The following is an 18,797-nucleotide window of genomic DNA, read 5'->3' as shown; positions in this document are numbered from 1 at the left end:
ATTTTTCACTTTAAATAAATACGAAATTGGTACGATATTAGGACTGATTATTACTTCTAGAATCCTCTCTTAACATACCTCTTTCAAGACGAAGCAGTTGTTTAACAGGAATTCAATTGCTTGTCCTTCTTGCAATAGACCACTCATCTACATCACCTTAAACTGTGGAATGATCTTGTTGTATTTGCTAACTAGTAGATATAAGAGGTCTTTGGAAATTTTATAAGGTACTTTCAGTTACTGTTTTACTGAGAACCGAATAATGGGAGGGGTTTACAATTCATGCATCTTGCACTAAAGAAGGAACTGAGATAGTGCGAGCGACATGGAAAGCATAGATATCAGCCTATGACTTTGCAATAGATAAGTTGTGTAAATCGCGGTCTTTCTTCATTATATCTAAACTCCTTCCAGCCTACTCTCTAATAACGGTGTACAACCGTTCAACAGCCTCTGTAATATTTTCTGCATTAATATTTGCAAATCCAATTACCAAATCAATTCGATTTTTCTCCATTTTCTTTTCTTTTAACATAAAGCGCTTCATTGAATAGATCTCCAGTTTTTCTTTAATGGCTCTTTCTTCGATTTCGCTATAACTTTTTGTTGTTTCGAAATATGCTAGAAAATGCAGACCTGCAGGGATATCCTCAATGTGAAGAGAGTCGCCAAATTGCAGCCGAAGTTGTTTAATTAAGAGTTTTCTTTTCATCTCATAGTGATGATTCATCCTTCGAAGATGTTTGGCGTACTCACCACTTTCGATGAAGTAATGCAATGAGTATAAACCTAGTGTATTACTATCTTGAATAAAATCAGAAAAATGAAGGCGGTAGTCCTTCAACACTTCAGGGGGTAAAACCATATAGCTTATGCGAAAACCAGGTAGCATGGTTTTAGAAAATGAACCTGTATAAATAACTCGCTGGTTACGATCTAAACTTTGTAGAGAGGGGATATTATCTGTTTCATATTTGAACTCACTATCATAATCATCCTCTATTATATAGCGATTATTTGATTTGATTGACCAGTTGAGCAGTTCAATGCGTCTTGAAATGGACATGATTTTCCCTGTTGGAAACTGATGGGAAGGTGTAACAAACACAAAGCTTGCATTTGAGTTTTCAATTTGCATACTATCGATTCCCTCTTCATCCAATTCAATGGGTAGTACTTCTAAATCTAATTTTTTTAACATTGTATAGAATCTTGAATAGCCTGGATTTTCAATAGCTACGACCGTACTCGGACTTTGTATGCTCATTAAATTGCGAAGTAAAGATTGCGTTCCAGCACCAATCACAATTTGTTCAGGCTCACAAATAACACCTCGTGATAATGCAATAAGTTTTGCAATTGTTTGTCTTACCAAGTAAGGACCTTGTGGATGTGTTATTTCAGTAAGTTCAATCTTTTGGTTAGTTATCGCTTTCTCCTGACATTTAATCCATTCCTTAAAAGGGAATAAAGAAATATCCGATGTCATATGAGAAAGTGACAACCATCCCGCTTTATCAACATTCTCTTCCTTTAATGCGCTAGGTAATTTAGTTTTTCTACGGTCATCCTTCACGATGAATTGGGTAATGTGTTCAACATAATATCCTCTTCTTTCTAAAGAATAGATATAGCCTTCAGCCAAAAGTTGTTCATATGCATTTGTTACTGAGTTGACACTTACATTCAATTGATCAGCTAGTTTTCGTTTTGAGGGTAATTTTTCGTGGGAGGATAGTTGACCTTCTAGAATTTTCTCTTTAATATCCTTGTAAATTTGTTGATAAATATAGTCTTGTTCTTCTGTATTCAACTCCAATTTTGAAAGAATCAAAATAATCCCCCTTATCTGGTGCCTGAAAATAATGAAATCTGGTACTTTTTATTATATCAGATGATTGCGATACTTTATATAAATTAAAACAAGGGAGAGAAAATGATGGTGACTTCTAATTTAACAACTGAAGAATTACAAAACAAAAGAAAAAAGTTTGTTCCCCAAGGTGTAAGTAATGGAAATTTAAATATTGCTCATTCTGCGAAAGGTGCTACGATCACAGATATCAATCAAAAGGAATGGATTGATTTTGCAGCTGCAATTGGTACGCTGAATGTAGGGCATAGCCATCCGAAAGTAACTGCAGCAGTGAATAGTCAAGTTGAAAAATTCTTGCACCCCGGATTCAATGTGATGATGTATGAAGGATATATTGAGTTGGCTGAAAAGTTATGTGAAATCACACCAGGTACCTTTGATAAGCAAGCAATCCTTTTTAACTCCGGTGCTGAAGCAGTTGAAAACGCTATCAAAGTTGCTCGTAAATTTACGGGAAGACAAGCAGTTGTTTCATTTGTTCGTGGATTCCACGGAAGAACGAATTTGACAATGGGAATGACAAGTAAAGTAAAACCTTATAAATTTGGTTTCGGACCTTTCACACCAGAAATATATCAAGCCCCTTATCCTTATGTTTATCAAAAACCTAGTGAAATGACAGAGGAGGCTTACGTTGATCAAGTAATAGAAGAATTCAAAGATTTCTTTATCGCAACTGTGGCTCCTGAAACTGTAGCATGTGTTGTTATGGAACCTGTTCAAGGAGAGGGAGGCTTCGTTGTTGCACCAAAGAAGTTTGTCCAAGCGGTAAGCGAATTTTGTAAAGAACATGGAATTATTTTTGTAGCAGATGAAATCCAAACAGGCTTTGGACGTACGGGAACAATGTTTGCAATGGAACAATTTGATGTTGTACCTGATCTAACAACCGTTTCTAAATCATTGGCGGCAGGTTTACCATTGAGCGGGGTTGTAGGTCGCACCGAAATATTAAATGCGGCAGCACCTGGAGAGTTAGGCGGTACATATGCAGGAAGTCCGGTAGCGTGTGCAGCGGCGCTGGCTGTTATTGATATTATTGAAGAAGAGGATCTACTTACAAAATCAGAAACTTTGGGTCAAAAACTTGAAGATAAGTTAAATGAGTTGGCTGAAAAACATAGCTTTGTCGGAGATATTCGTCGTTTAGGTTCAATGGTGGCTGTTGAAATTGTAGAAAGTCGTTCAACTCGACTACCGAATAAAGAAAAAACAACTGAAATTGTGAAGTATGCAAATGCTAATGGATTATTACTTCTATCTGCAGGTTTAAAAGGGAACGTCGTACGCTTTCTAGCACCTTTAGTTATAACAGACGAAGAGCTTGAAAAAGGTTTTTCTATTTTAGAAGCTGCATTTAATCAATAATCAATAGTATTCATAATAGAAACGACAAGAGGAGAGGTAGCAAATGGTATCGAGTTTTATAGTGAAAAATCCAGCCACAGGAGAGTCAATACAAGAAGTACCAAGGCATACAGAAGAAGAAATTAATCAAGCTTTGGATAAGGGACATACTGGATTTAAAAAATGGTCAAAAATTAATGCACATGAACGTTCAAGGTTATTGAAAAAGTGGTCGCTACTTATTCAAGAAAATAAAGAAGAAATTGCAAAAGTAATGACCATGGAAAACGGAAAACCCTTGTCAGAGTCAAATGGCGAAGTGAATTATGCAACGAGCTATATTGATTGGTATGCAGAAGAAGCGCTTCGTTTATATGGAAGAACAATTCCAGCTGCTTCTGAAGCAAAACGAATTGTAGTTAGCAAACAACCGATTGGTCTCGTAGCAGCTATCACACCTTGGAATTTTCCGGCAGCAATGATGACGAGAAAAGCAGCTCCCGCACTAGCAGCTGGTTGCTCATTCATTGTTAAACCTGCAGAGGAAACGCCATTAACTACAATTAGACTCGTTGAACTAGCACATGAAGCAGGAATTCCTGAAGATGCTATCCAATGTGTAAATGGAAGAGGTTCAGTTGTGGGAAGACTTTTTACAGAAAGCCCACATGTACGTAAAATTACGTTTACAGGTTCCACTCCTGTTGGAAAGTCATTAATTAAAGACAGTGCCGAAACAATTAAGCATGTAACGATGGAGCTAGGTGGACATGCACCACTAATTGTAGCGGAGGACGCGGATATTGATTTTGCTGTTGCCCAAACGCTGCTCACGAAATTTAGAAATGCTGGTCAAACTTGTGTTTGTGCGAATCGTATTTTAGTACATGAAAATATTGTGGATACATTTTCCGAAAAATTTGCAGAAGCTACAAAACAACTAAAGGTAGGAAATGGATTAGATGAAGCGACAGATGTAGGTCCAATTATCAACGAAAAAGGATATAACAAAATTGTTGCCCAAGTGAATGACGCAATTTCAAAAGGTGCAGAAGTGCTTGTTGGAAATAAATATGACGCCGATAAGGAGAAAGGTTTCTTCTTTGTTTATCCAACTGTATTAAAAAATGTGGATGGTAGTATGGATATTATGCAAGAGGAAACTTTCGGACCAGTTGCACCTATTACTAGTTTTAAGACGTTGGAAGAAGCAGTGGAAATTGCAAATAACACGCCATATGGTTTGGCGGCCTACTTCTTTACGAATGATTATAGAACGGGAACCTACTTACATGACAATCTAGATTTTGGAATAATTGGTTGGAATGATGGCGCACCATCCGCTGCACATGCTCCTTTCGGTGGTATGAAAGAAAGTGGACTTGGTCGTGAAGGTGGAATTGAAGGTATCGAGCCCTACCTAGAAACTAAATACTTGTCAATTGGCAATCTATAAATAAAGATCTATCAATCTATTTATCTAAACTTATTTTGACTCGTTAGAATGAGAATAGTGAAATTACTTCTGGTGAGTCAGAAAAGTTTGACTTTTTGGGGATTAATGGTAATTAGACAAACGCGATAAGACTCAGAAGTCAGGATAACAGAATGATTATAAGCGGAGAGGTGGAGTAGAAATGGCCCGTTATGAATATGGTGGAGATGAGTTCATCTTTGTCGAATTATCAGAGGAAATGAGTTTAGAAGTGAACTTTCAGGCAATGGCGATCACTGAGGAATTGAGAAAAGAGAATCAGCCGGGAATTGTTGATATTTGTCCTTCAAATGCGTCTTACATGGTTCGTTTTGATCCAGATAAAATTCATCCGGACGAGTTGATTGCAAAATTGAAAGATCTTGAGCAAACCGTTTCGATCAATGATTTTGAAATTTCTGCTCGTATTGTTGATGTTCCCATTTTGTTTGATGATCCCTGGACGAATGAAGCTCTCATGCGATTTAGGGATCGACACCAAGACCCTACTTCAACAGATCTAGAATATGCTGCGCGCATTAATGGTTTTGAATCTAAAGAAGAACTTATTAAAGCAATAACAGATTCACCGTATCTTGTTTCGATGATTGGCTTTGTTCCTGGATTACCATGGTGCTATCAGATGGTACCAAGAGAGCAACAAATCGAAGTTCCAAAATATGTGCGTCCACGTACATTCACACCAGAAAGAGCATTCGGTTTTGGCGGTGCTTTTGCAGTTATTTACCCAGTGCAAGGTGCAGGGGGATATCAGTTATTCGGCACATCCGCTACACCAATATTTGAAAAAGATCAGCGTTCGTATGACTTTAAAGATTCTATGACTTTTCCTAGACAAGGAGATGTTTTTAGATACCGCAGTATAACATTGGAAGAATATGAGGAAATTCGAAAGCAAGTAGAAGAGGGAACGTTCCGCTACTTAACAAAAGACATTACTTTTACACCGAAAACAGTACTTGAAGATCCGAAAGGCTTTTCTGAAGATGTGTTAAGGAGGTTGTACGCATGATACATGTAATTCATCCAGGTCTACAAACAACTATACAAGATGGTGGTAGAATTGGTTTCTATGAAGTTGGAATGCCACCTTCAGGAGCAATGGATAAATACTCTTATGCAGTTAGTAATCTTTTAGTAGGTAATAATGAGAACGCTTCCACGTTAGAAATTACGTATCTGGGACCAACACTTGAATTTAAAGTAGATACAGTGATCGCTCTTACGGGAGGCGATATACCTCCTAAAATTAATGGAGAGTTAGTACCGATGTGGGAAACATTGGAAATAAAAGCGGGCGATCAGCTCTCATTTGATTTTGTGAAATCAGGAGCAAGAGTGTACCTTGCTATTGCCGGAGGAATAGATGTACCACAAATTATGGGTTCGCGTTCTACCTACACGTTATGTGGAATTGGTGGTTTAGAAGGAAGATCACTTCAAGCAGGCGACAAGCTTGAAATCGGTACGGACAATGAACGTACTCCAATTGTAGGAGCACGAATCGAGGATAAGTACATTCCAACGTTTACAAAAAAACATGAGATTCGTGTCGTGCTTGGTCTTTGCAGCTATCGTTTGACGGAAGAGAGTAAAGAACGATTCTTTGCAATTGACTGGCTAGTCACACCGGAAGCCAATCGTGTGGGCTATCGTTTTAGCGGTGAACGACTAAATTTTGTTGATCGTGAGCAACCGTTCGGCGCAGGGAGTAATCCTTCCAACGTCGTTGATTTAGGGTATCCCATCGGATCTATTCAAGTGCCGGACGGCGTCGAGCCCATTGCATTATTAAATGATGCAGTAACAGGTGGAGGATATGCAACAATCGCTACGATCATTAGTTCAGATTTGAATAAAATGGGTCAAATTAAAACGAATGAATCTGTTCGGTTTGTTTCAGTGAGTATAGACGAAGCGCTCGCTGCTAGAAAAGTAGTGAAAAATCAGCTAGAGGAAATTAAACAACAGCTTAACCGATAACTAGGGGGAATTTATGATGAGCGAAAGTACAAAAGTGTTAGCAGCAATTCCAGGTATGTTTTACCGTAAACCATCACCAGAAGAAGATGTATATTTAAACGAAGGTGATAAAGTTGAGGTTGGTGATATTATCGGCTTAATCGAAGTGATGAAAACGTTCTATGAAATAAAAGCAGAAAAAGCTGGAATCCTTGAAAGCTTTTTAACAGAACACGAAACAATGGTAGATGCGGGTCAAGAGCTTGCAATTCTTACAGAACAAAGTGAATAAACGAGGTGAGAAAATTAATGGGTATTTTTGATAAAGTATTAATTGCAAACAGAGGGGAAATAGCCCGAAGAATCATTCGCACATGTAACCGTTTGGGGATTCAAACGGTTGCGATCTATTCTGATGCAGACGCAGACGCGCCTTTTGTGAAAGAGGCAACAGAAGCAGTATGCATAGGAGAAAGTCAAGCCAAAAAAAGTTATCTAGACATAGAAAAAGTAATAAATGCGGCAAAAGAAACGAAAGCAAATGCGATTCACCCAGGGTATGGTTTTTTATCAGAAAACCCATCGTTCGTTAATCGTTGTGAAGAAGAAGGCATTGTTTTCATTGGACCGACAGCAGAGGTCATGAAATTAATGGGAAGTAAATTAGAGTCCCGCATTCAAATGCATGCAGCAGGTATCCCGGTCGTACCTGGTTCTGAAAAAGATCTAGAAACAGTAGACGAGGCTCTTGAGGTTGCTGAAAATATTGGGTATCCGCTTATGTTGAAAGCAAGCGCTGGCGGAGGCGGTATCGGTATGAAATTAGTTCAAAATAGTGATGAACTGAAGAATGCTTTTAATACAACGAAACAACAAGCGATTTCGTTTTTCGGTGATGGGGCTGTTTTTTTAGAAAAGTGGATTACAGAGCCTCGCCATATTGAAGTTCAAATTGCTGCAGATACACACGGTAATGCAGTTCATCTCTTTGAACGTGAATGTTCAGTTCAAAGAAGACATCAAAAAGTAGTCGAAGAAAGTCCATCACCTCTTCTTGATGAAGCACTAAGGGAGAAGTTGGTTTCAACTGCACTTCTTGGTGTTGAGAGAATTGGCTATACAAATCTAGGTACGATGGAATTCATTTTTGATGGGGATCAAAACTTCTATTTTCTTGAAATGAATACGAGATTACAAGTAGAACATCCCATTACTGAAGAAGTTACGGGTACAGATCTGGTAGAGTGGCAACTACGAATTGCTGCTGGCGAACCATTACCTGCACAACAAGACCAAATAAAGAAAAATGGACATTCCATTGAGTGCAGACTCTATGCAGAAGATCCAAATACTTATTTCCCATCACCTGGAACAATCAAACACTTGGCTTTACCTGAAAAAGATGTCCGCCTTGATTTTGGAATTATAGAAGGCAGTGTTGTCTCGCCCTACTATGATCCGATGATCGGTAAAATAATTGTCCATGACACAGATCGACAAGCTGCAATCATTAAAATGAAACAAGCACTTGAGCAAATAAAAGTAGAAGGGATAGTAACGAACCTTCCGTTGCTTGAACGAATTATGGACACTGAACAGTTTACTAGTGGAAATTATACAACAAACTTCTTAACTGAAGTCAGCACAGTCTAATATCCTATTCGCAATATACTTAAAACAAAGTGAGGTTTTCATATGTATAAAGTAGATTTGAACTGCGACATGGGAGAAAGTTTTGGTCTCTATGAACAAGGTAATGATGAGGAAATGATGAAGTATATTACTTCAGCAAATATAGCGTGTGGTTTCCATGCAGGAGACCCGCATGTAATGAGAAAAACGATTGAGTTAGCCAAAGAATATGAGGTTGGAGTTGGCGTCCACCCTGGTTTTCCAGATTTATTGGGATTCGGTCGCCGAGATTTAGCCTGTACGCCTTTGGAAGTAAAGGACTATGTTACGTATCAAATGGGCGCGTTACGTGAATTTGCAAACGCTTTCGATGTCAAAATACAACACTGCAAACCCCACGGTGCGTTATTTATGCGAGCAATGGAAGATAAGAATGTGGCCCGAGCCATTCTGGAATCCATTCATGATGTAGGCTCAGAAATGATTGTCTTCGCTTTAAATAATTCCGTATTTATGGAGGAAGCTATCAAAATGGGAATTCCAGTTGCCAAGGAAGTCTATTCTGACCGTGAGCATACTGAAACAGGGTCCATCGTATTAACACGCAAGGGGTCTGTCATTAAAGATTACGATAAAATGGCGGATCGAGTCGTTAGAATGATTAAAGAGAAAGAAGTCATCACTCATGATGGCAAAGTTGCGTCAATCGAAGCGGAAACCATCTGCATTCACGGGGATACACCAGGAGCTCCTCAACTAGCTGAAGCAATTGTAGCTGCCTGCCAAAAAAATGATATTCAGATAGTCCCTATAAAAAGTATTATTTAATGAACATTCTCCATAAGATCTGCAATGTAGTTTTTTGATATTTTGTAGATACCACTCATGAAATATGGAAAGTATCCTTTGAAGCTTTCCATATCACATGAAGGGGTCAGATTTCTTTTCTACCTATCTTGTAAAGAAGGTGGTGTGAGAAAAATATTCAAACTATTAGGAAAAAAGAAAGGGTTGATTTACCTTGAAAATGGTGCATACCTACACGTTTAAGGGCATTTCAAAAGAAACACTGTGGTCAACGATTCAAAATAAAGAGGTATTACAAAAAGCTTTGCCAGGCTGTAAAGTTTTTGAGGAAGTTGAGGATAATGTATATCACAGTGTATTAGGAATAAACATGGGTCCCATAAAAGGGGAGTTTACAGCGGACGTTAAGCAAGTGGACATGAAGGAACCAGAATTCTATCGCTTGCTTGTTCATGCTAAGGGGAAGCCTGGTGAAATTGAAGCAGATGCAGAAATGAATTTAGAGGATACTGAAAATGGTGTATTACTTACTTGTAATGCTGAAGTTGAAGTAACAGGCTTACTTGCATCTATTGGGCAGCGCATAATCGGCGGTGTGGCTAAAGTGATCATTGGGCAATTTTTCAAAGACATTGAAAAAGAAACTAAGAATCTCGTAGAGTAAAAGACTATGACGGTAAGTAAGACTTTGAAAGACCAACTATGTAAAATCTTTTTGATTAAAAACATTATGGAGGTGTGAATTATGGCGATTGAAGCCGTAAATGTCAGTGTAACAATTAATGGAGAAAAAAGATCTGCAGAAGTAGAACCACGAACACTGCTTGTACATTATATTCGTGATCATCTAAATTTAACAGGTACACATATTGGTTGTGATACGAGCCAATGTGGAGCTTGTTCGATTATGGTGAATGGCAAAGCTGTTAAGTCTTGTACAATGCTAGCTGTACAGGCAGATGGTATGGAGATCACAACTGTTGAAGGATTGGGAACAGTAGATAACTTGAATCCGATGCAAACAGGTTTCTGGGAAGAGCATGGTTTGCAATGTGGATATTGTACTCCGGGCGTTATGGTTGCGATGATGGCTTTACTTGAAGATAATCCGAATCCGACCGATGAAGAAATTCGTATGGGACTTGAAGGAGTTATTTGCCGTTGTACAGGTTATCAATTTATCGTGAACGCAGTGAAGCATGCGGCGAAATTGATGGCTGAAGGGAAAAGTCTAGTAGGGGAGGGACTTTCACAATGACAAAAAATATTGGTGCACGAATAAAAAGAAAAGAAGACCCTAAACTTCTTACTGGAAATGGTTATTTTGCGGATGATATTCAATTGCCTGGCATGTTATATGCAGCTATTTTACGAAGTCCCCATGCGCATGCAATTATTAAAAGTATAAACATTGAGAAAGCCTTAGAAGCGCCAGGTGTAGTCAAGATTTATACAGGAAAAGACTTGGAAGGTAAAATAGGACGTATTCCTTCTTCTTGGCTCGTTCCTGATTCTAATCTGAAAGAAGCACCTCAATACCCACTTGCAATTGATCGGGCGAGATATGTCGGAGACGGAATCGCACTTGTAATTGGTGAGGGACGTTATGCTGTTCGTGATGTGCTGGATTTAATTGAAGTAGAATACGAACCCCTTCCGGTTTCTGTCAAGCAAAAAGATGCCATGGCTGAAAATGCGCCCCTTGTGCACGATGATATTGAAAACAATATTGCTTTTCATTGGAAAGCCGGGGAAGTGGAAGATAAAGATATCGACGAAGCAGAAGTCGTTCTTCGCGCAAGCTTTAATGTTCAACGTGTTGCCCCAAGTCCAATAGAAACACGCTCAGCAATCGGCGAGTACAACCCAGGCAGTGGAGAATTAAAGCTTTGGTGTAGTTCGCAAAATCCTCATATTCATAGAATGGTATTGTCTGAGGTACTCAATATCTCTGAGTCAAAACTTCAAGTCGTCGTCGCAGATATGGGTGGCGGTTTCGGTGGGAAAATTGGCGTATACCCAGATGAAGCTTTAGTTGGTTATGCAGCACGTGATTTGAAAAGACCCGTTAAGTGGATCGAAGAACGAAATGAGCATTTTTCTGCCTCCAACCATGGTCGTGATGAAGTAATCGATGTTGAATTAGCAGGAACAAAAGATGGTAAGTTAACAGCTCTTCGTGTTGTGAATACAGCTAATATGGGCGCTTACTTATCTACAATGGGACCAGGTGTCTCGACGATTGACTTTGGACTGATGATTACAGGTGCATATGATATACCAAAAGCATCCTGCGAAACATTTGGTGTCTATACAAATACAACACCGACAGATGCATACCGTGGTGCTGGAAAACCAGAATCTACTTATCAGATTGAGCGTGCAATTAGTTTGTTCGCCAAGAAAATCGGAATGGACCCAATTGAAATTAGAAGGAAAAACTTTGCTAAAAAGGAAGCATTCCCTTATACAAACGCACAAGGTCTAGTTTACGATAGCGGTGATTATGAAAAACCATTGAACAAGGCGCTTGAAATGATTGATTATAAGAAGTTGCGAGAAGAGCAAGAAGCTAAGCGCAAAGAAGGCAGGCTCGTCGGTATTGGGATATCGACTTATGTTGAGCTTTGTGGATTTGGTCCTTCAGCAGTGGCTGGAGCTATTGGATTTCAGGGCGGAGTATGGGAAAACTCTACGGTTAGAGTACATCCGTCAGGCAAAGTGAACGTATACACGGGAACTTCTCCTCATGGACAAGGACATGGTACGACTTTCTCTCAAATCGTTTCTGATAAACTGGGCGTTCCAATGGAAGACATTGACTTCGTATTTAATGATACAAGAGCGATTTCAATGGGATGGGGAACGTATGGTTCACGTTCGGTAGCTGTTGGTGGCGGCGCTGTTTCGATCGCTGCAGATCGACTAGTTGATAAAGCCAAGAAAATTGCTGCGCACGAATTAGAAGTATCTGTTGAGGATATTGATTTGGCAGATGGAATCTTCCAAGTGAAAGGTGTGCCAGGACAACAACGCACATTTAAAGAAATTGCTAAATCGGCAAACTTTGCTTGGAACTTGCCAGAGGATATCGAACCGTCACTTGAAACGCAAGCATTCTTTGACCCTAGTAACTTCGTATATCCATTCGGTACGCATATTGTGGTAGTGGAAGTCGATAAAGATACAGGCGAGATAGATCTTCAACGTTATCTAGCAGTTGATGATGTTGGACGTGTCATTAACCCGCTTACGTCAGAAGGTCAAGTCCATGGTGGGATTGCTCAAGGTGTTGGGCAAGCATTATGGGAAGGTATTAGATATAGCGAAACGGGACAGTTACAATCTGGATCATTCATGGACTATGCAATGCCAAAAGCGCGATTCTTCCCACGTATTGAAACCGCTTTCACAGAAACACTTTCACCAGTTAATCCACTTGGAGCTAAGGGGATAGGTGAAACGGGCACGACAGCTTCCATTCCAGCAGTAATGAATGCCGTTGTCGATGCGTTAGAACCTTATGGTGTGACGGATATGGAAATGCCGCTAACACCTGAAAAGGTTTGGCAAGTTATTCAAAAAGGGAGGGAAACTAATTGATACCTACTCAATTCGATTACGTTCGTGCAGACTCAGTAAAACAGGCAATTGAACTTTTGCAGGACAGCAATGGCGAAGCAAAAATTATCGCAGGAGGTCATAGTCTACTTCCTATTATGAAGTTTAGAATTACAGAACCGGGAAAATTGGTTGACATCAGCCGTATTGCCGAATTGAAAGGCGTAAAAATAGAAGACGATCGAGTAATTGTAGGTGCAATGACAACGCATTATGAAGTTGCCAACGATCCTATCGTCAAGCAAAATATTCCGGTTCTAGCGGAAGCCGCTAGCCAAATTGGAGATATTCAAATTAGGAACCGTGGTACAATCGGAGGCAATATTGCCCATGGTGATCCAGTAGCTGACTTACCTGCTCCAGCGTTAGCTCTTGATGCGGAGCTGATCATTGAGGGTGAAGATGGTATGGAGGCAATGAGTGTTGATGGTTTTACACTTGGACCACTTATTACACTACTACCTGAAAATAGTATTGTAACGGCTGTTAGCTTTGAAATACCACCGTCTCATGCAAAGTCAACGTATCTGAAGTTCTTTCACCATGCAACAGGTTATCCAGTAGTAGGAGTTGCTGCTGTTACCGGTGTGAATGAGGACGGTGTAATTGATTATGCCCGAGTTGGAATTACAGGCGTCGGTGAGGTATCTTACAGGGCAAGGGCTGTAGAAGAAGCGCTTGTCGGTCAAAAAGTATCCGAAGAAGTGATTCAAGCTGCTTCAGAATTAGCCACTACAGATGGAGAAATGGGTAGCGATCTTTTCGCATCTGAACAATATCGTGAAAATTTGAGCAAAGTATACACTGCACGTGCACTAAAATCAGTGTTGCTTTAAGTAAATAGTTTTGGAAAGTTCATGAGACTTCATCATGAACTTCCAATCCTTTTTTAAATTAAGACATACGTATCAATGGGAGTGGTTGGCATGAAGGAACACAACAATTCACTAGAGGCAATTTTTGAGGATCATGGCTATATTACAGACCAACCCATTTTAACAGCTTTACATCTTGTCAAATCCCTTCAGAAACCATTATTGGTGGAAGGACCAGCAGGCGTAGGAAAGACTGAAATTGCAAAAGTCTTAGCGAAATCTTTGAATACAAAGTTAATCCGCCTCCAATGTTATGAAGGATTAGATGTGAACAATGCACTGTATGAATGGAATTATGCCAAACAAATGCTTCATATTCGTCTGACTGAAAACAGCGAAGCATCGTTAGAGAAAAGGGAAGAGGATATCTTCGGGAAAGAATTTCTCTTGACTCGCCCTATTTTAGAGGCGTTTATGGAAGAAGAGGCTCCACCAGTTTTATTAATTGATGAAGTGGATCGTGCCGATGAAGCATTTGAAGCGTTTCTTCTTGAAGCACTAGCAGAGTTTCAAATTACAATTCCAGAACTAGGAACAATCAAGGCAAAACATCGTCCTTATGTTATTTTAACTTCCAACAGAACACGTGAGCTTAGTGATGCGCTTCGTAGACGCTGTCTCTATCAATGGGTTTCTTATCCAGATTTCAAAAAAGAAACAGAGATTCTTCAAGCTCGTCTTCCCGAGATCGACAAAAGTTTAGCCATTCAAATCGCGAAGTTAATGGAAAGAATTCGTCAAATGCCACTTCAGAAAATTCCGGGCGTTGCGGAAAGTTTGGATTGGGCACAAGCACTCATCTCCATGCATCGAAGCGAGTTGAATAAAGAAACGATTCAAGAAACACTTGGATGCTTTTTGAAAAATCAAGATGATTGGGACACAGTTGATAAGGAGCTCCAACAAGGTACACTCTTGCGTTGATATGCTTATTCAAGTAGCAAAGGAGGCACCTTAATGATACAATCCGAAAAACTTTCTATCCATTTGTTATTATTTTTTCGCTATTTACGAGAAAAAAAGTTTTTGATCGGTACAAAAGAAATGAGCGATGGCCTACGAGCACTTGAATTTATTGATATATCAGATATTCAACAATTTAGGTTAGCACTGCGAATTGTACTTTGTTCGAGTAGGGCAGAGCAGGAAACTTTCGATCATGCATTCATAAAGTTCTTTTTAAATAATAATCAGGATCAACAAACTGAAGATCTCCTTCATGTTCTTACTGAGAAAAAAAGAAAGAATGAGGAAACGAACGAAGTGAATCGCACCGTTGAGTCTAAAGAAAAATCCTCAACTAGTCCTTCAATAAACAGCGCACGTCAAGACCAAATAACAGATGAGAATTCTGGAAAAGAACAAAAGAAGATGGCCATATGGACTGCTACGAATTTGATGAATAAAGATGAGCAAGACATCCAGGCATCTATTTCCTCTGCTCAGTTCGAAACAATGGAAAAGGCTGCGAAAACATTTGTTCAACAAATTAATTTAAAGCGTTTAAGACGCTATAAAGTTATGAAAAACGGGTCGAAATTCGATATCAGGCGAACGTTACGACAAAGTATCCAACTGGGAGGCTATCCGATAAAACCTGTATGGACTGGTCCTACAAAAGAAAAAGCCAATTTCATTCTACTTTGCGACAGTAGCCGTTCGATGTCTGCCTACGCGGAACCTTTTTTACAATTTGCTTATGCGATGACAAAGTGTACAAATAATGTGGAAGTATTTCTTTTTTCCACAAAATTACGACGTGTGACGGATCAATTCAAACGAACAAAACAGGATGAATTTCCGGTGCTTACGATCAAAAGAAATGAGTGGGGTGGGGGTACCTGCATAGGGGAGTCTCTCTACTCGTTCGTTCAACAATACGGGATGTATGTAAAGAAAAATACAATCGTATTTATTGCAAGCGATGGATTGGATGCTGGTGCAATTGATCACCTCCAATCTGCTATGAAAGAGATTCATCAACGTACATCAGCAGTTATTTGGCTGAATCCATTACTTAATATTGAAGGCTACGAGCCAATTGCAAGAGGTATGCAAACTGCACTTCCATATATTGATTTATTTTCAGCAGTAACAACGGCTTCATCCTTTCAACAACTAGCTCATCAGGTACAAATTCGGAGGTGAATGGAATGCAAGAGAATGCTCTAGTATATAAAGCGTTAGCCAAAACAAAAGAAATACAAAAAAAATCCGCATTGGCAACAGTTGTCCGTGTCTTTGGATCGGCATACCGAAGGGAAGGTGCAAAGATGCTTATTGATGAGGATGAAAATAGAACAGGTATGATTTCTGGCGGCTGTCTTGAATCAGACGTTGCAGAAGTCGCAAAACAAGTGATCGAATCAGGTACACCTGTTTTGAAAATGTATGACATGGATGAAGATCTTGTTTGGGGGCTAGGTTTAGGGTGCCCTGGTAAAGTCGAAATTTATATTGAACCTGTTTCATGAAATCAGAAAGTAAAGGAAGGGAATCTTATGGCTAAACAATCGGCATTTGAAGCTTGGCTTGCAAGTGTAGAAGCAGAAAAGGCTTGCGTACTGGCAACGATTTTACAAACAGAGTCACCCTTAGCGAATCAAGAATCAGGCCGTATGTTCATTTCTAGTGAAGGTGTAACCATTGGTGATCTAGGTGATAAGACAATTAACGCAAAAATTATAGCATTAGCGAATCAAAAATTAAGTGAAAAAAAACCAAAATCAGAAACGCATACATTTGTCTTGTCGGATCAACAAGAAATCAGTATCTTTATCGACGTGTACATACCGCCAGTAGATCTTATCATTTTTGGTGCTGGACATGATGCTATTCCAGTCGCAAATTACAGTGTATCACTTGGACTACGAACCACTGTCGTCGACTCTAGAGCCTTTTATAATAGTGAAGAACGCTTTCCGGGTGCGAAAATAATTGTTACAAATGAAGATGGTTATCATGAGAAAGTTAAAATAGGTAATCGAACATATATCATTGTGATGAATCACCACTTAGAAAAAGATCAAAAAACACTAGAGTTTGTATTAAATTCACAAGCACCTTACGTAGGGCTTCTAGGACCACGTTCAAGAAGAGACCGTATGTTGGATGCACTAAAAGAAGATGGCATTGTTTTTTCAGACAATCAACTTAGCCGCTTATTTAGCCCAATTGGCTTGGATATCGGAGCTAGTTCACCCGAAGAAATTGCAATCAGTATATTAGCAGAAATAATTGCCATTAAAAATGGACATACGGGCGGATTCTTGCAAGGAGCGGAATATATTCATAACAAGTAACCAGTTCTATTTTGAGGTAAGAAAGGATGCATAATGAAACCATCTATATGCGCAATTATTCTTGCTGCTGGAACATCTAGTAGAATGGGAAAACCAAAACAACTACTTCCTTTGGGAGAGCAATCACTCTTAGAACGTACGATCCACCGTTTAGTAGATGAAGATTTTTCAGAAGTAATTGCAGTCATTGGTCACGAAGCCAAAGCGATTAAAGAGAAGATTTCTATCAAAAATGAGCGGTTTCGTTGGATAGAGAATGAAGCGTATCTTACTGGACAAAGTTCATCATTAAAGACGGGAATTGTAAGTTTGAAGGAACATCATTCACATGCAATGGTGTTTCTTGGCGATCTTCCCTTTATTTCAGATGAAACGATTCGTTTGATTTATCAAACAGGTGTAGATCGTCTGAAGGAATATGGAGAATCCTTCGTCATCCGTCCAACGTATAAAGAAGTTCCAGGACATCCCGTGTTTTTTGGGAATATAAATAGACATCACTTTGCACAACTACAAGGCGATACTGGTGGGAAATCAATCATGAAGCGTATACCTCACCACATTCTTCTTGAGGTGGAGGACGAGGGGATTTTGATGGATGTGGATTCACCGGAGGATTATGTAGAGGCAAAAAGAAGATGGAGGGGATATCATGAGTAGGTGTACAATTGACCACACACTTGAAGATGTGCGCAAGAAATTAGAAGAACAACAATCATTCCTTCCACAAGAACTATTCGGCAAATGCCAACGGTTTTTGGATGATTCATTAGATCAGACAACATTGAATGATATATTTCATTTACTGAAGAAGTATGATTTGGCTTCTGAAGAAGTAAGAGAAGAGCGAAATGCTAGTTTGCGTCAGATTGTATGAATATGATAATTTTTGCAGTGAATGATTCATCTGAAATCAACGAAGTAGATATTTAAGAATCAGCAGGCTCAAAAATTAAAAGCTTTTTTTGAAGAAGATACAGATATAGCTTTAATTAAAGCAACAGATTTAAAATACGTAGCGGATCAGTGGGAAAGCTTTTCAGATCAAAAGCGACCTGTATTTAATTTGCAAATTTTTAATATGACAGGTGAGTTGACATGAAATATGCTGTTGAGCCGTATGAAATGGGCGCTTAAAGTGACTTCCAAAGTGTAAGTAAGGAAGAATGGTACTGATTATAATAGGTCAGATCCAAAGGCAATTCTGAATTAGACAGGGGCATTGTTAGTGGCAAGAACAAGCAAGCGCATCCAGAATGCCTGATATAGGCTATATGAAATACAGCTGCTCAATAGATTTAAAGCATCAACTTCCTATTTGGGAGTTGGTGTTTTTTGTTATTTTGAAGGCGGTTTGACATTTTTTTATTATGCAAACTAATGGAGACAAGCAACACACTAGTCGAATCCGCCATCGAAATAGACGATGATATTATGCGGCCCCGTCTCGATCCCTTACATATAGCCTTCACTTCCTTAAGTCACCACGAACTGTCATGCTAATCAATGAACATTATTCGCTTTGAACGATCAGTCTTTTCTAAATCCTCAGCAATTAAAACTACCTGTTCTGCCGACATTTCTTCAGACTTGAAGAACATTTCTTTTCCCTTTGGAGATCTATTCGTACATTTGATCAGAACCGTCATGGCAACCCACTCCGACATCATCAGTTTAGCACTTATAGAACGTTTTAAAGCCTTCGCGTACCCAGATGAAAAATAGCTAGGGTATATGTTCAAGGTACAAATGATTTGTATGAATGATAGAATAGTGGTTATAGCATATGGAGTTTCATTGAAAGGGTATTCAGACATCCTGCTTTTTTTGCATAACTTTACTATAATTAATTTGAGAGAACCTATAAACTTTTAGGAAGA

The 18,797-nt window shown here is 39.2% G+C and carries 19 protein-coding genes; 17 read left to right on the top strand and 2 right to left on the bottom strand.

What is annotated here, in order from left to right; all coding sequences use genetic code 11:
- Positions 1–415: 415 nt before the first annotated feature.
- Positions 416–1,834, bottom strand: coding sequence for a MocR-like transcriptional regulator GabR (gabR, locus tag GD002_RS06530; RefSeq protein ID WP_153731540.1), 1,419 nt, complete (start codon positions 1,832–1,834; stop codon positions 416–418).
- Between the two features lie 108 nt (positions 1,835–1,942).
- Here gabR and gabT point away from each other — a divergent pair, with 108 nt between their 5' ends.
- The 17 genes from gabT to GD002_RS06450 all read left to right on the top strand — a co-directional run bounded on the left by gabT (position 1,943) and on the right by GD002_RS06450 (position 17,794).
- A complete protein-coding gene (gene gabT / locus GD002_RS06525) occupies positions 1,943–3,244 on the top strand; it encodes a 4-aminobutyrate--2-oxoglutarate transaminase (protein ID WP_228548315.1) in 1,302 nt (433 codons plus the stop codon).
- A gap of 43 nt (positions 3,245–3,287) precedes the next feature.
- On the top strand, positions 3,288–4,679 hold the full coding sequence (locus GD002_RS06520; protein ID WP_153731538.1) for an NAD-dependent succinate-semialdehyde dehydrogenase: 1,392 nt from the start codon (positions 3,288–3,290) through the stop codon (positions 4,677–4,679).
- A gap of 181 nt (positions 4,680–4,860) precedes the next feature.
- Positions 4,861–5,730 carry a 5-oxoprolinase subunit B family protein gene (locus GD002_RS06515; protein ID WP_153731537.1) on the top strand — a complete coding sequence of 290 codons (870 nt, stop codon included), beginning with the start codon at positions 4,861–4,863 and terminating at the stop codon, positions 5,728–5,730.
- Positions 5,727–6,701 (top strand): 5-oxoprolinase subunit C family protein, encoded by a 975-nt coding sequence (locus GD002_RS06510; protein ID WP_153731536.1) that lies wholly within the window; start codon positions 5,727–5,729, stop codon positions 6,699–6,701. Before GD002_RS06515 ends, GD002_RS06510 begins: the two co-directional genes overlap by 4 nt.
- Before the next feature lie 16 nt (positions 6,702–6,717).
- The gene (locus tag GD002_RS06505) at positions 6,718–6,972 is read left to right on the top strand and encodes an acetyl-CoA carboxylase (protein ID WP_153731535.1); all 255 of its coding nucleotides are present in this window, start codon (positions 6,718–6,720) and stop codon (positions 6,970–6,972) included.
- Positions 6,973–6,989: 17 nt separating this feature from the next.
- Positions 6,990–8,333 (top strand): acetyl-CoA carboxylase biotin carboxylase subunit, encoded by a 1,344-nt coding sequence (locus GD002_RS06500; RefSeq protein WP_194841494.1) that lies wholly within the window; start codon positions 6,990–6,992, stop codon positions 8,331–8,333.
- Positions 8,334–8,375: 42 nt separating this feature from the next.
- A complete protein-coding gene (locus GD002_RS06495; protein WP_153731534.1) occupies positions 8,376–9,140 on the top strand; it encodes a LamB/YcsF family protein in 765 nt (254 codons plus the stop codon).
- 199 nt (positions 9,141–9,339) lie between these two features.
- Positions 9,340–9,783: a CoxG family protein gene (locus tag GD002_RS06490; RefSeq protein WP_228548319.1), complete on the top strand. Its 444-nt coding sequence runs from the start codon at positions 9,340–9,342 to the stop codon at positions 9,781–9,783.
- 81 nt (positions 9,784–9,864) lie between these two features.
- Complete coding sequence (locus GD002_RS06485; RefSeq protein ID WP_304624928.1) at positions 9,865–10,377, top strand: (2Fe-2S)-binding protein; 513 nt, start codon at positions 9,865–9,867, stop codon at positions 10,375–10,377.
- A complete protein-coding gene (locus GD002_RS06480; RefSeq protein WP_153731532.1) occupies positions 10,374–12,722 on the top strand; it encodes a xanthine dehydrogenase family protein molybdopterin-binding subunit in 2,349 nt (782 codons plus the stop codon). Before GD002_RS06485 ends, GD002_RS06480 begins: the two co-directional genes overlap by 4 nt.
- Positions 12,719–13,576: an FAD binding domain-containing protein gene (locus GD002_RS06475; RefSeq protein WP_153731531.1), complete on the top strand. Its 858-nt coding sequence runs from the start codon at positions 12,719–12,721 to the stop codon at positions 13,574–13,576. Before GD002_RS06480 ends, GD002_RS06475 begins: the two co-directional genes overlap by 4 nt.
- A gap of 90 nt (positions 13,577–13,666) precedes the next feature.
- On the top strand, positions 13,667–14,539 hold the full coding sequence (locus GD002_RS06470; protein WP_153731530.1) for an AAA family ATPase: 873 nt from the start codon (positions 13,667–13,669) through the stop codon (positions 14,537–14,539).
- A gap of 33 nt (positions 14,540–14,572) precedes the next feature.
- Positions 14,573–15,763, top strand: a complete 1,191-nt coding sequence (locus GD002_RS06465) for a vWA domain-containing protein (RefSeq protein ID WP_153731529.1) — start codon at positions 14,573–14,575, stop codon at positions 15,761–15,763.
- Positions 15,764–15,768: 5 nt separating this feature from the next.
- Positions 15,769–16,089, top strand: coding sequence for an XdhC family protein (locus tag GD002_RS17890; RefSeq protein WP_228548314.1), 321 nt, complete (start codon positions 15,769–15,771; stop codon positions 16,087–16,089).
- Between the two features lie 27 nt (positions 16,090–16,116).
- Positions 16,117–16,917, top strand: a complete 801-nt coding sequence (locus GD002_RS06460; protein WP_228548313.1) for an XdhC family protein — start codon at positions 16,117–16,119, stop codon at positions 16,915–16,917.
- Positions 16,918–16,950: 33 nt separating this feature from the next.
- Positions 16,951–17,577: a nucleotidyltransferase family protein gene (locus GD002_RS06455; protein WP_153731528.1), complete on the top strand. Its 627-nt coding sequence runs from the start codon at positions 16,951–16,953 to the stop codon at positions 17,575–17,577.
- Positions 17,570–17,794 carry a group-specific protein gene (locus GD002_RS06450; RefSeq protein ID WP_153731527.1) on the top strand — a complete coding sequence of 75 codons (225 nt, stop codon included), beginning with the start codon at positions 17,570–17,572 and terminating at the stop codon, positions 17,792–17,794. Before GD002_RS06455 ends, GD002_RS06450 begins: the two co-directional genes overlap by 8 nt.
- Before the next feature lie 622 nt (positions 17,795–18,416).
- Here GD002_RS06450 and GD002_RS06445 read toward each other — a convergent pair.
- A complete protein-coding gene (locus GD002_RS06445) occupies positions 18,417–18,566 on the bottom strand; it encodes a hypothetical protein (RefSeq protein WP_153731526.1) in 150 nt (49 codons plus the stop codon).
- Positions 18,567–18,797 lie beyond the last annotated feature (231 nt).

The sequence above is a fragment of the Sporosarcina obsidiansis genome, assembly GCF_009651005.1.
GTDB lineage: Bacteria > Bacillota > Bacilli > Bacillales_A > Planococcaceae > Sporosarcina > Sporosarcina obsidiansis.
Note: the sequence above shows the minus strand (reverse complement) of the source record. Positions and strands in the feature narration are given on the sequence as shown.

Excerpts from the sequence above, each read along its gene's own strand:
- GD002_RS06465 (WP_153731529.1), top strand. The coding sequence starts at position 14,573 with ATGATACAATCCGAAAAACTTTCTATCCATTTGTTATTATTTTTTCGC.
- GD002_RS06500 (WP_194841494.1), top strand. The coding sequence starts at position 6,990 with ATGGGTATTTTTGATAAAGTATTAATTGCAAACAGAGGGGAAATAGCC.
- GD002_RS06455 (WP_153731528.1), top strand. The coding sequence starts at position 16,951 with ATGAAACCATCTATATGCGCAATTATTCTTGCTGCTGGAACATCTAGT.
- GD002_RS17890 (WP_228548314.1), top strand. The coding sequence starts at position 15,769 with ATGCAAGAGAATGCTCTAGTATATAAAGCGTTAGCCAAAACAAAAGAA.
- GD002_RS06505 (WP_153731535.1), top strand. The coding sequence starts at position 6,718 with ATGAGCGAAAGTACAAAAGTGTTAGCAGCAATTCCAGGTATGTTTTAC.
- GD002_RS06480 (WP_153731532.1), top strand. The coding sequence starts at position 10,374 with ATGACAAAAAATATTGGTGCACGAATAAAAAGAAAAGAAGACCCTAAA.
- GD002_RS06510 (WP_153731536.1), top strand. The coding sequence starts at position 5,727 with ATGATACATGTAATTCATCCAGGTCTACAAACAACTATACAAGATGGT.
- GD002_RS06485 (WP_304624928.1), top strand. The coding sequence starts at position 9,865 with ATGGCGATTGAAGCCGTAAATGTCAGTGTAACAATTAATGGAGAAAAA.
- GD002_RS06445 (WP_153731526.1), bottom strand. The coding sequence starts at position 18,566 with ATGACGGTTCTGATCAAATGTACGAATAGATCTCCAAAGGGAAAAGAA.
- GD002_RS06460 (WP_228548313.1), top strand. The coding sequence starts at position 16,117 with ATGGCTAAACAATCGGCATTTGAAGCTTGGCTTGCAAGTGTAGAAGCA.
- GD002_RS06495 (WP_153731534.1), top strand. The coding sequence starts at position 8,376 with ATGTATAAAGTAGATTTGAACTGCGACATGGGAGAAAGTTTTGGTCTC.
- GD002_RS06520 (WP_153731538.1), top strand. The coding sequence starts at position 3,288 with ATGGTATCGAGTTTTATAGTGAAAAATCCAGCCACAGGAGAGTCAATA.
- GD002_RS06515 (WP_153731537.1), top strand. The coding sequence starts at position 4,861 with ATGGCCCGTTATGAATATGGTGGAGATGAGTTCATCTTTGTCGAATTA.
- GD002_RS06490 (WP_228548319.1), top strand. The coding sequence starts at position 9,340 with ATGGTGCATACCTACACGTTTAAGGGCATTTCAAAAGAAACACTGTGG.
- GD002_RS06470 (WP_153731530.1), top strand. The coding sequence starts at position 13,667 with ATGAAGGAACACAACAATTCACTAGAGGCAATTTTTGAGGATCATGGC.
- GD002_RS06450 (WP_153731527.1), top strand. The coding sequence starts at position 17,570 with ATGAGTAGGTGTACAATTGACCACACACTTGAAGATGTGCGCAAGAAA.